This window comes from Actinoplanes auranticolor, from assembly GCF_018332655.1.
In the GTDB taxonomy this organism is placed as follows: Bacteria; Actinomycetota; Actinomycetes; order Mycobacteriales; family Micromonosporaceae; genus Actinoplanes; species Actinoplanes auranticolor.
In genome coordinates, this window is sequence record NZ_BOQL01000107.1 from 1 (window position 1) to 11657 (window position 11657).

General features: G+C 69.6%; 8 protein-coding genes and 1 pseudogene. 5 read left to right on the forward strand and 4 right to left on the reverse strand.

Annotated features, from left to right (window positions below; genetic code table 11):
* Positions 1–131: 131 nt before the first annotated feature.
* Positions 132–1136 carry a TAXI family TRAP transporter solute-binding subunit gene (locus tag Aau02nite_RS45680; RefSeq protein WP_212994966.1) on the reverse strand — a complete coding sequence of 335 codons (1005 nt, stop codon included), beginning with the start codon at positions 1134–1136 and terminating at the stop codon, positions 132–134.
* Complete coding sequence (locus Aau02nite_RS45685) at positions 1133–3283, reverse strand: TRAP transporter permease (protein ID WP_212994967.1); 2151 nt, start codon at positions 3281–3283, stop codon at positions 1133–1135. The genes Aau02nite_RS45680 and Aau02nite_RS45685 overlap by 4 nt, the downstream gene beginning before the upstream one ends.
* Positions 3284–3415: 132 nt before the next feature.
* Between Aau02nite_RS45685 and Aau02nite_RS45690 the strand changes: the two genes are divergently transcribed.
* Entirely contained in the window at positions 3416–4294 is an 879-nt protein-coding gene (locus Aau02nite_RS45690; RefSeq protein ID WP_212994968.1) for a CDP-alcohol phosphatidyltransferase family protein, read from the forward strand.
* A 257-nt stretch (positions 4295–4551) separates the two neighbouring features.
* On the opposite strand, the gene Aau02nite_RS45695 is transcribed toward Aau02nite_RS45690, so the two are convergent.
* Together Aau02nite_RS45695 and Aau02nite_RS45700 are read right to left on the reverse strand one after the other, a co-directional pair.
* Complete coding sequence (locus Aau02nite_RS45695; RefSeq protein WP_212994969.1) at positions 4552–5196, reverse strand: response regulator transcription factor; 645 nt, start codon at positions 5194–5196, stop codon at positions 4552–4554.
* Complete coding sequence (locus Aau02nite_RS45700) at positions 5187–6284, reverse strand: sensor histidine kinase (protein WP_246595952.1); 1098 nt, start codon at positions 6282–6284, stop codon at positions 5187–5189. The genes Aau02nite_RS45695 and Aau02nite_RS45700 overlap by 10 nt, the downstream gene beginning before the upstream one ends.
* 151 nt (positions 6285–6435) lie before the next feature.
* Here Aau02nite_RS45700 and Aau02nite_RS45705 point away from each other — a divergent pair.
* From Aau02nite_RS45705 to Aau02nite_RS45720, 4 genes and pseudogenes are all read left to right on the forward strand, one after another.
* Positions 6436–7059, forward strand: a pseudogene (locus Aau02nite_RS45705) (ABC transporter ATP-binding protein); the annotation flags it as partial.
* 116 nt (positions 7060–7175) lie between these two features.
* A complete protein-coding gene (locus Aau02nite_RS45710; RefSeq protein ID WP_212994972.1) occupies positions 7176–7928 on the forward strand; it encodes an ABC-2 transporter permease in 753 nt (250 codons plus the stop codon).
* A gap of 30 nt (positions 7929–7958) precedes the next feature.
* Positions 7959–9689, forward strand: a complete 1731-nt coding sequence (locus Aau02nite_RS45715; protein ID WP_212994973.1) for an alpha/beta fold hydrolase — start codon at positions 7959–7961, stop codon at positions 9687–9689.
* An 83-nt stretch (positions 9690–9772) separates the two neighbouring features.
* Positions 9773–11461 (forward strand): AMP-binding protein, encoded by a 1689-nt coding sequence (locus Aau02nite_RS45720; RefSeq protein WP_212994974.1) that lies wholly within the window; start codon positions 9773–9775, stop codon positions 11459–11461.
* Positions 11462–11657: the final 196 nt, after the last annotated feature.

Consider the following 11657-nt stretch of genomic DNA (forward strand, 5'->3'; position numbering starts at 1 on the left):
CTGAGTGGCATTGGCTCATGAGCCGCCAGGCGAATGGGCACCCGGGCCCGGTCTCGGCGTGAGCGACGGTCAGCACCATGCACCCACGCACGAGTTCCAGCTCTTGATCTTCGGTGTGGTTCCTACCGGGCCTACTTCGGCGCGTTGAGCCCGTCCAGGGCCGTGACCGCGCCGCGGTGCAGGACCACCGGGTCGGTCTTGCGGGCCTGGTCCAGGGTGATCTGCTTGGCCGCCGCGTTCGCCTGTTCGAGCTGCGGCTTGCGGTCGAAGAGCGTCTTCGTCAGCACGCAGGCCACGTTCGCGTCGAGGTTCTCCCTGACCAGCAGGAAGTTCGGCACGACGACGGTCGCCACGTCCGCCGGGGTCTTGTAGGTGGCCGCCGGGATCGAGCCCGTCTCGTAGACCGGGTTGATCTTCTGGAGCTCCGGCAGCAGGCCCGTGATGTCCAGGAACTCGACCTCGTCCGCCGACGTGGTCAGCAGGTCGGTGATGCCCGGGGTGGGCAGACCACCGGACCAGAACAGCGCGTCGATCGAGCCGTCCTTCATGCCGTCGACCGTCTTGACCAGGTCCAGGCGCTGGGCCTGGACGTCCTTGTCCGGGTCGAGGCCGGCGGCGGTCAGCACCCGCTTGGCGATGACCTCCGTGCCGGACTTGGGCGAGCCCGTCGAGACGCGCTTGCCTTTCATGCCGGCCACGTCCTTGATGCCCGCGGCCTTGCGCACGATCACCTGGGTGTAGTTGGTGTGGATCCGGGCGAGCGCCTGGATCGGCTGCTTCGCGGTGAAACTGTTGGTCCCGTTGACCGCGTCGGCGGCGCTGTCGGCCAGCGAGAACGCCACGTCGAACTCGCCCCCGACGAGCTGCTGGATGTTCTGCACCGAGGCACCGGTCTCCGCCGCCGTCGCCTTGACCTTGCCGCCCGTCGCGGCGATCTGCTCGGCATAGGCGTTGCCGAGGGCGAAGTAGACGCCCGTCGCGTTGCCGGTGGCGATGCCGACCCGGGTGTCCTTGGCGACCTCGCACGTCACGTCGCCGCCGGCGTCAACCGTGGCTGCGTCCTGCTTGCCGCCGCAACCGGTCAGCGCGGCCGCGGTCAGCGTGCCGGCCGCGGCCAGTGCGAATGCCTTCCTCATAGCGTGGTCCTCCCCGTTCGATGGATGATGGCGATTCCCGCAGCGAGTGCGAGCGCGACGGCGCCGGCCGCGATCGTCAGCGGCGCCAGGTAGAGCAGCAGCAGACCGGCGACTCCGCCGAGGACGCGGCTGGCGGGGCCGGCCGGGCCGATCCCGGGCACCCAGCCGCCGGTGGCGACCGCCAGGCCGACGACCGCGAGAGCGGCCACGGCCGTGGCCCAGACGATGCCGGTGACCGGCCCGCGGGCCAGCAGGTATTCGCCGGGATCGGTGAGCACGAAGGCGATCGGGGCGAGGAAGGCGGGCAGCGCATACTTCAGCGCCTGCCACATCGTGGGCACGGTGCGGCCGCCGGTGATCGCGCTGGCGCCGACTGCCGCCAGGGCCGTCGGCGGGGTGACCTCCGAGAGCACGGAGTAGTAGAAGACGAACATCGCGGCGGCGGGCGGTGAGACGCCGAGCGCGAGCAGGGCGGGCCCGATGATCACCCAGCCGATGATGAAGCTGGCCGTGACCGGCACGGCGAGGCCGAGGACGGCCAGCGCGATGGCGGCGAGCACAACGGTCAGGGCGAGCACGACGGTCGGGTTGTCGGTGACCGCGCGGGCGCCGTCGATCAGCAGGGACGAGAGCTGCGCGCCCAGGCCGGTCTTCGTCGTGATCGCCGTGATGATGCCGGCCGCGGCGCAGACCGCGACGACCGGCAGCACGCCGCGGACACCGGCCGACAACGCGGCGAACAGCCGCCGCGGGGTGAGCCAGGCCCGCCGGTCCAGGAAGGAGAGCACGGCGGCGAGCAGCGTCGCGTAGACCACCGCACGGGTCGCGCTCTGCCCGACGGCGAGCAGGAGAACGATCAGCACGAGCGACGAGAAGTGGTAACCGAAGCGGGCGAGCAGCCGCCACGCGCTGGTCGCCGGCGCGTCGATCGACCGGACCTGGAACCGCCGCACGTCGATCTCGACGGCCAGCAGGATGCCCAGGTAGTAGAGGACGGTGGGGATCATCGCCCAGCCGAGCACGGTCAGGTAGGAGACGTCGAGGTATTCGGCCACGATGAACGCGGCCGCGCCCAGGGTGGGCGGCGAGAGGATCGCGCCGACGCCCGCGGCGGCGAGCATGCCGCCGGCCTGCTCGGCCGGATAACCGGCCCGGCGCAACATGGGCCAGGTCACGGCGCCGACGCTGACGGCGGTCGCGGTGCCGGACCCGGAGACGGTGCCGAGCAGGAAGCCGGCAGCGACAGCCGTACGCCCGGCGGCGCTGCGCGACTTGCGGAAGGCCGCGACGGACAGGTCGACGAAGAACCGGCTCGCCCCGGAAAGATCCAGAACGGCGCCGTAGATGGTGAACAGCACGATGTAGGTGGCGGCCACGTCGAGCGGGGTGCCGTAGAAGCCGCTGCCGGAGTTGTAGAGCGCGTCGACGATCTGGGCGAAGTCCAGCCCGGAGTGGGCGATGGTCCAGCCCTGCGGGAGCAGGCCGCCGTAGTAGCCGTAGGCGAGAAAGGCCAGGCAGACGATGGGCAGAGCAAGCCCGGTGGTACGGCGGCAGGCCTCGACGACAAGCACGAGCATGACCGCACCGGCGAAGACGTCGGGGGTCTCGAGCAACCCTTGGCGATCGAGGAACTCGTTGTAGCCGCCGCCGAAGGGGCTGACCGGATACAGGCAGACGAGCAGCGTGATGAGGGCCAGCGCCCAGTCGAGAGGGGATGGGAGGTCCCGCCGCGCGGGCTCACTCACCTTTCGAGCCGCGATCCCCTGGTTCGCTTTTCCGGCCGCGAGCCCTTCGTCAGCCTCGCCGCCTTTGCTGGCCTTTCTGGCGGGGAAGCCTGAGCGGTAGACGAGGAAGACGAGCGGGAGGGTGCCGGCCAGGAAGATGATCAAGTAGAACTGGCTGCCCTGGGCGAGCGGTCGAAACACCTGCCAGAGCACGAGCAGCGCGGCGGCGAAGGCGACGACCGCCACGGCGATGCCGATCGGGCCGGTCAGGGCCCGGGCGGGACGCTCCTCGTCGTCGAAGTGCACGGCCGCCGGATCGGCGAGCGGGCTGTCCACGGGCCGGTCGGCTTCCACCGTGGAAGTCGGGCCGTCGGGGCCGTCATCGGCTGCCGTCCGGCCGGTCTGATATCGACCGTCGACCATGAACGGACCGTACTATGCACCGTCCGGCTTGTAACCTGCCATTGATGTGCCTGTGGATAACCCGGAAGACCGTCTCGTCACAAATCGGGCAAAAGTAGTTTCCGCACCCGGCCCGGGGCGTTGATACCGGTTATGGTGCGTCGCTCTTCACTGCAGGACATCCGCGAACAGACCTACAAGGTCCGTGACGCTTGGTGGACCGTTCTGCTCGTCGATCCACTCGCGGCAAGGCTGGTCCGGCTGGTCGCGCCCTACCGGTGGATCACCCCGAACCTGCTGACCGTGCTGGCGATGGTGCTGGGCGTGGGGTCGGCGGCCTGCTTCCTGGCCCAGGACCGCTGGTGGCTGATCGCCGGTGCCCTGCTGTTCCACTTGAGCTTCGTGGTGGACTGCATGGACGGCAAGGTGGCCCGGCTCAACGGGACGGGCTCCCTGTTCGGAGCCTGGTTCGACTTCATGTTCGACCGGCTCCGGGTCTTCATGTGCGCGGCGGCCCTGTTCGGCGGCCAGTACGCGCGAACCGGGCACGTGGCGTTCCTGTGGACGCTGGTCGTGGTGACCTTCCTGGACCTGTTCCGCTACCTGAACTCGCAGCAGATGGCCAAGACCCGGCAGAGCATGCGCGACATGCTGGAAGAGGCCCGAGGCCCGGAGCCCGAGGAACTGATCTCCGGTACGCCGATTCCGCCGCAGGGACGGCGTGCTCGCTTCCGGGAGGCTCTGCTGCAGCGCCGGATCCGGACTCACTTGTTCAGCGGGATCGAGTTCGAGATGACCGTGTTCATCATCGGCCCGCTGACCGGTCAGGTCATCGCCACCTCGGTGGTGGCGGGGACGCTGCTGGTGGCCTTCGAGCTGGTGTTGATCGTGAAGCTGTGGCGGGCGACGCGAGGCTTCCCGGTGGCCCTGGCCAAGGCCGAGGCGACGGCTGCCCTGCGCAGGCAGCCGCCGGTCCGACCGGAGACCCGGGACGAGGAATTCGAGCTGAGCGAGAGCACGACCGCGCGGTAGGCGCAGGTCGTGCCGGCCACCGGGTTTCTTCAGACCGGGCGGGCAGCGGCCCGTCCATATGGCCCACCGCCACCAACGGCCGCGCCCGTCCGCCGCCACATATTGCAGCCGTCCCCGCGTTCTCGACACGCCTCGCGGCGGCCGGCAGCCACGCCCGTTCGACCGCCGATTGATCCGCCAACGGCCACGCCCATTCGCCACCGGCTGCTCCCTCAGCAGCCATACGGGTGACGGCGAGTTTTGATCGTTGGCGGCTCCTATCCGTCGCCGAGGTACTTGAGCACCGCCAGGACGCGGCGGTGGTCGGTGTCGGTCGGCGGCAGGTCCAGCTTCGCGAAGATGTTGCTGACGTACTTCTCGACTGCGCTGTGGCTGACCCCCAGCGCGTCCACGATGCCGTTGTTGGAGCGCCCCTCGGCCATCAACCGCAACACCTCCAGCTCGCGTGGGGTGAGCCGGTCCCGGAAACCCGGACGCCCACGCACCATCAGCTGGGCGACCACCTCCGGGTCGAGGGCCGTGCCACCGTCAGCGATCCGGCGCAGCGCGTCGAGGAAGTCACGGACGCGAGCGATCCGGTCCTTGAGCAGATAGCCGACCGAGCTCGTGGCCGCCGACAGCAGATCGTTGGCGTACCGCTCCTCGACGTACTGCGACAGCACCAGAATCGCGATCTCCGGATGCCGCCGGCGGATCGTCAAGGCCGCCCGGATGCCCTCGTCGGTGTGCGTCGGTGGCATCCGCACGTCCACGACGACCACCTCGGGCTCGTGCTCAGCAACCGCACGCAGCAGCTCCTCGCCGTCGCCCACGGCCGCCAGCACGTCGAAGCCACCATCGGTCAGCAGCTTCGTCAGCCCGACCCGCAGCAGCACCGAATCCTCGGCGAGGATCAGCCGCACGGCAGGACCACCTTGATGACGGTCGGCCCACCGACCGGGCTGCTCAGGGAGAGCTCACCGTCGACGGACGCGGTTCGTTGAATGAGCCCGGCCAACCCGCCACCCGGCTTCGCGGTCGCACCCCCGCGACCCTCGTCGGCAACCTCGATATGCAATTTGCTCCCTAGGCGAGTCAACGTCACGGACGCGATCAGTGCTTGCGAGTGCTTCGCCACGTTGGTCAAAGCCTCGGAGACGACGAAGTACGCAACCGCCTCGATCGATGCCGGGCAACGGGGCTGCACCTGCACGGAGACGTGGATCGGAATCTTCGCCCGAGCGGCGAGACCGGAGATGGCCGCGTCCAACCCACGGTCATTCAACACCGCCGGGTGCAGCCCCCGCACGAACTGCCGCAGCTCACTGAGCGCCGTGAGCGCCTCGTCGTGCGCCGCCACGATCGCATCCGCCTCGGGTGACGGCTCGGTGATCGCCTCCCGGGCCATGCCGAGATTCAGGGCCAGCGACAGCAGTCGCTGCTGAGCGCCGTCGTGCAGATCGCGTTCGATGCGCCGGCGTTCCTCGTCGGTGGCGAGAACGATCGCGGCCCGGCTGCTGCGCAGCCAGTCCACCCGCTGCTTGAGGATCTCGACGTTGGTGGGGCCGAGCAGGTGATCGGCGGTCTGCCGATCGTGGCGCACGAAACGCCGGGCGGCCGGCGGAGCAACGATCAAGACGGTCGCCGGGACTGCGATCAGCAGGGCCCAGGCGTGATACATCAGCTGACGGCCCGTGCTCCGCAGCGTCCAGGCCGGCTCGGAGATCCTGATCTCCAGGAGCCGGCGGAACCGCAGGCGGTGCAACACCGCGACCTCGTGCACGAACCACGCGAGGACCAGCGGCAGGACCAGCACGGCGATGACGTAGAGCACGACGAGCAGCGCACCGCCGGACGGCCCGGTGACCAGGCTGAGCAGCGCCGCGCCCCACAGCGTCACGAGCAGCCCGAACAGCATGGCGGCCAGCATCGCCAGCACGGCGCCGGTCAGGAGATGGCATATCGATCGCCCGGTCGTCACGCGGTCCGTCGGAAAGAAGCGGATGTCCACGCCGTCGACCGTAGGCATCGGGGACCGGCCTGACCATCCGGAAAACCCCGGGCTGAGGGTGGGGAAAACCCCACCCTCGGCAGCGCGCACACCCCACTGACGCCGGCCCGTCGTACCGGAAACCTGGGAGGCGACCACGGAGGGGGACATCATGATCGAGGCCAAGGGCCTGACCAAGCGGTACGGCGACAAGTGCGCGGTGGAGGACCTGACCTTCACCGTCAGGCCGGGGATCGTCACCGGCTTCCTGGGTCCCAACGGTGCCGGCAAGTCCACGACGATGCGCATGATCCTGGGGCTGGACCGGCCGACCCGCGGCTCGGTCACGGTGAACGGCAAGCCGTACGCCGCCCACCGCACGCCACTGCGGGAGGTCGGTGCGCTGCTTGATGCGCGAGCTGTGCATCCGGGACGCAGCCCGTACCACCACCTGCTCGCGCTCGCGCAGTCCAACGGCCTGCCGCGGTCGCGGGTGCTGGACGTCATCGAGGCGGTCGGCCTCGCCGACATCGCCAAGCGCCGCACCGGGCGATTCTCGCTCGGTATGGAGCAGCGACTCGGCATAGCGACCGCGCTGCTGGGCGACCCGCACACGCTGATCCTCGACGAGCCGCTCAACGGCCTGGACACCGAGGGCATCCGGTGGGTTCGTGCCCTGCTGCGCGACCTGGCCGCGCGCGGCCGCACGGTGTTCGTGTCCTCCCACCTCATGACCGAGATGGCACTGACCGCCGACCACGTGGTGGTGATCGGCAAGGGCCGCCTGGTCGCCGACAGGAGCCTGGCGAGCCTGGTCGCCGACTCGGGTCACAGCTCACTCGAGGACGCATTCGTCGACCTCACCAGCGGGGCGGTCGAGTTCCCCGCACCCACGCAGAACGGGAGCCACTCATGAGTGTCATGCGCGCCGAGCTGACCAAGTTCCGCTCGGTCCCCTCCACCGCCTGGTCACTGCTCAGCGCACTCACCCTGATCGTCGCCTTCGGCGTCATGTACGCGATGGTCCGCGTCACCCGGCCACCGGCCGATCCCACGGGTTTCGACGCCGTCGAGGTGAGCCTCGCCGGAGTCCAAGTGGCCCAGCTCGCGGTGGGAATCCTCGGCGTCATGGTGATCACCAACGAATACGCGAGCGGCCTGATCCGCACGACCCTCGCGGCGGTCCCCCGGCGCATTCCGGTGCTGTGGGGCAAGGCCGCGGTCCTCGCGACCGTGATCTTCACGCTGTGCCTGCCAGCCGTGTTCGGTGCTTTCCTGAGCGGGCAGTCCGTGCTGTCGGCTGAGCGCCTCGACATCTCTCTCGACGAACCGGCAGTGGCACGGGCCGTCGTCGGCGGTGCGCTGTATCTGGCGGTGGTCGCGGTGATCGGTCTCGGGCTGGGCACGATCCTGCGCCATACCGCGGGCGGTGTCGCGGCGGTGATCGGATTTCTGCTCGGGCCGCAGATGCTGACCGGTTTCCTGCCGGCTGAGCTGGCCGACGACATGTACCGGTGGCTGCCTTCGCCCGCTGGTCTCGCGATCACCACGACCGCCCCGGGCTCGACGCTGCTGTCCCCCTGGAGTGGTTTCGCCGTCTTCCTGCTCTACGCAGCCGGCTTGCTGACGCTGGCCGCATGGCGTCTCCGACGCCATGACGCCTGATCCCCCACCTGCTCACACCCGGAGTCCACAGTGCTGACCATCGCTGCCACCACAAGCCTCAGCATCATCACCGCCATGTCCCTGACGACCGCGGTTCCCTCCGCCGCCCTGACCGCTGGGACCTCGCCCGTTGCGGTCCTGCCCGTTGCGGCGCTGCCCGTTGCAGCCTCATCCACTGCCGTCTTGCCTGCCGTAGGGGGTTCAACCGCGTCGATGTCCGTCGATGTCCTCCCAACCGCTGTTCTCTCGGCCGCTGCCCAGCCGGCCGCTGTCCTCTCGGGCTCTGGTCACTCGGCCGCCGCTGCCCTGCCCACGGCCGCTCCGCCGACCGCCGCCCGGACCGGGGTCAGACCGAGCTCAAGACCTTCTTGGCATCCTTGCGCTCTCGGGCCGGACGACACCGATGGTCAAGCCCTCGACAACGCCGGCGTCGAATGCGGCGACGTGACCGTGCCACTGGACTACGCCAAACCGCACGGCCGCACCATCACCGTGGCGATCGCCCGCAGTCGCGGCGCCGATGCCACCCACCGCATCGGCTCCATGATCATCAATCTGGGCGGTCCGGCGTCTCCGGTGCGGGACAGCGTGCCGCTTGCCCGGGCGGCGATGGGTGCGACGGGCGAACGCTTCGACCTGATCGGTATGGACCCCCGCTTCGCGGGGCGCAGCACTCCGGTCGACTGCAAGTGGCCCGCGTACTGGCTGCCACGGTCAGCCGGTGCCGACCGGGCCGGTTTCGACGCGATGGTGGCGCTGAACCGCGAGCTCGCCGGGCGCTGCGGGCCCGCCGAGCAGAGGCTGCTGCGGCACGCCTCAACCGCGAACATGGCCCGTGACATGGACATGATCCGGGCGGCGCTGGGGGAGCCGAAGCTCTCCTACCTCGGCTATTCCCAGGGCTCCTACCTCGGCGCGGTCTACACGCAACTGTTCCCCCGGCGGGCCGACCGGATGATCTTGGACAGCGCTATAGACCCGGTGTTGTCCGGAACACGCGTCCTGCGCGATGCTGCTCCGCGACGTGAGGCCGGGCTGCGGGAGTGGGCCGCCTGGGCCGCGGCGCGCGACGCCGATTACGAGCTGGGTGCGACTGCTGACGAAGTGCTCGCCACCGTACGAAGGGTGTACGCGGCCTCCGCTCGACGGCCGCTGGTCGTGGGCTCGTACGCGGTGGACGACACGTTGGTGCCGGCTCTGATCGTCACGCCGCTCACCGAGGACACGGAGAACGGTGAGCTGGCCGCTGTCGTCCGCACCCTCGCTCGGGCAGCCGACGGGCAACCTGTCGAGCCCTCCGGGGAAATGGCCGCGACACTCGCCGGCCTCGTTGACGGCGTGGGTTCGGCGACGCACACCGCCCAGACCGCGATCCTCTGCGGTGACGCCGCCGTCTCACGAAACCCCGAGGCCTACTGGCGCGACATTCAGCGGCACCGAGCCTCGTCGCCGCTGTTCGAGCCGCTCGCTCGCACGATCACGCCGTGTTCCTTCTGGCCGTATGCGCCGGCGGAACGGCCGATCAACGTGTACAACAGCACGCCGGCGCTCGTCATCCAGGCAGAGAAGGACGTCAACTCCCAGCTTCCCGGCGCACAGGCACTGCACCGGGCGTTGACCGGCTCGCGGATGATCGTGCTGGCTGGGGCGCGTACCCACGGCGTGTACCTGTTCCGGGGCGCGAGCTGCGTCGATGAGGCAGTCAACGCCTATCTGGCAAGCGGCCGCCTCCCGGCGACCGATGCGACCTGCTCTGAGTGATGGCGGCCCCGCCACCCCCGCCTGGGGGTGGCGGGCAATCCGGCGGCGAGGCAGTCTGACCCAGATCGGCCCGAGGAGGAGACATGACGGCGACTGACGGTACGGCGGCGTTCCGCGAGGCCCGGGACTTCCTGCTGGAGCACCGCGAGGACTATGCCGAGGCGTACGCGCAGTTCGGCTGGCCTCAGCTCGGTGCCTTCAACTGGGCGCTCGACTGGTTCGACGTGAACGCCGAGGGCAACGACAGCCCTGCCCTGTGGATCGTCGAGGAGGACGGCTCCGAGCAGCGGTTCTCATTCGCCGAGATGGCCGCGCGGTCCAACCAGGTCGCCAACTGGCTGCGGGCGCGCGGGGTGGCCCGCGGCGACCGGATCGTGATGATGCTCGGCAACCAGGTGGAGCTCTGGGACACCATCCTCGCGGTGATGAAGCTCGGCGCGGTCATCATCCCGGCGACACCGCTGCTGGGTGCGGTGGACGCCCGGGACAGGGTGACCCGCGGCGGCGCCCAGCACGTCATTGCCCTCGCCTCGGCGGCCGAACGGTTCGCCGACGTCGGGGCGGAGGTCACGCGCATCGCGGTTGGCCCACCCCCCGACGGCTGGCACAGCTTCTCCGACGCCTACGCCGATTCCACCGAGTTCACGCCCGATGGTGTCACTCAGGCAGACGACACACTGCTGCTCTACTTCACCTCCGGTACGACCGCGCGTCCCAAACTGGTCGAGCACACCCATGCGTCGTACCCGGTCGGGCATCTGTCCACGATGTACTGGATCGGGCTGCGCCCCGGCGACGTGCATCTCAACATCTCGTCGCCGGGCTGGGCGAAACACGCGTGGAGCAACGTCTTCGCCCCGTGGAACGCGCAAGCCTGCGTGTTCATCCACAACTACACGCGGTTCGACGCGCCGCGCCTGCTGCGCGAGATGCAGCGCTGCGGGATCACGAGCTTCTGCGCGCCGCCCACCGTGTGGCGGATGCTGATCCAGTCCGACCTCACGGCGCTGAAGAACCCGCCGCGCCTGGTGGTCGGCGCCGGCGAGCCGTTGAACCCCGAGGTCATCGAGCAGGTCCAGAAAGCGTGGGGCGTTACGATCCGCGACGGCTTCGGCCAGACCGAGACGACGGTCCAGATCGCCAACACACCCGGCCAGAAGGTACGGCCGGGCTCGATGGGCCGGCCCGTCCCCGGCTACCAGGTGGCTCTCATCGACCCGCTGACGGGCGAGCAGGCGGACGAGGGTGAGATCTGCCTACAGCTCGACCCGCGGCCGCTCGGCCTGATGGTCGGCTACCACGGCGACGCCGACCTGACGGCCGAGGCCATGGCGAACGGTTATTACCACACGGGCGACATCGGCTTCCGCGACACAGAGGGCTACATCACCTACGTCGGCCGCACCGACGACGTGTTCAAGGCGTCGGACTACCGCATCTCGCCGTTCGAGCTGGAGAGCGTGCTGATCGAGCACGAAGCCGTCGTGGAAGCCGCCATCGTGCCGTCGCCGGACGCGCTGCGGCTCAACGTCCCGAAGGCCTACGTGGTGCTGGCCGAGGGGTGGCCGGCCAACGACGAGACAGCGCAGTCGATCTTCGCGCACTGCCGTGCGCACCTGTCGCCCTATCAGCGGGTGCGGCGGATGGAGTTCAGCGACCTGCCGAAGACGATCTCCGGCAAGATCCGCCGAGTACAGCTCCGCGAGGCGGAACGCACGAAGCATCAGTCCGCGGACGCAACGCCGGACGGCGAATACCTCGACCGCGGCTGACGGCAGACCGGTCGTCGTCCATCGGAGGGCAGCGGGACAGGTCTGTGCCGATGCTCGACACGGATACGGAGTCCGGCGGACCGGGGCGGACGCGGTCCGAACCAGCCGCCGCGAGCGTCCCGCCGGCATGCGGCCGGGCAAGGCCGCCCGGCGCGCAGCAAAGGCCGGTGCGGCAGGCCGGCACGGCACGGCTAGC

Bases quoted from the DNA above. Each gene is read 5' to 3' on its own strand.
- Aau02nite_RS45720 (WP_212994974.1), top strand. From the start codon at position 9,773: ATGACGGCGACTGACGGTACGGCGGCGTTCCGCGAGGCCCGGGACTTC.
- Aau02nite_RS45710 (WP_212994972.1), top strand. From the start codon at position 7,176: ATGAGTGTCATGCGCGCCGAGCTGACCAAGTTCCGCTCGGTCCCCTCC.
- Aau02nite_RS45680 (WP_212994966.1), bottom strand. From the start codon at position 1,136: ATGAGGAAGGCATTCGCACTGGCCGCGGCCGGCACGCTGACCGCGGCC.
- Aau02nite_RS45690 (WP_212994968.1), top strand. From the start codon at position 3,416: ATGGTGCGTCGCTCTTCACTGCAGGACATCCGCGAACAGACCTACAAG.
- Aau02nite_RS45685 (WP_212994967.1), bottom strand. From the start codon at position 3,283: ATGGTCGACGGTCGATATCAGACCGGCCGGACGGCAGCCGATGACGGC.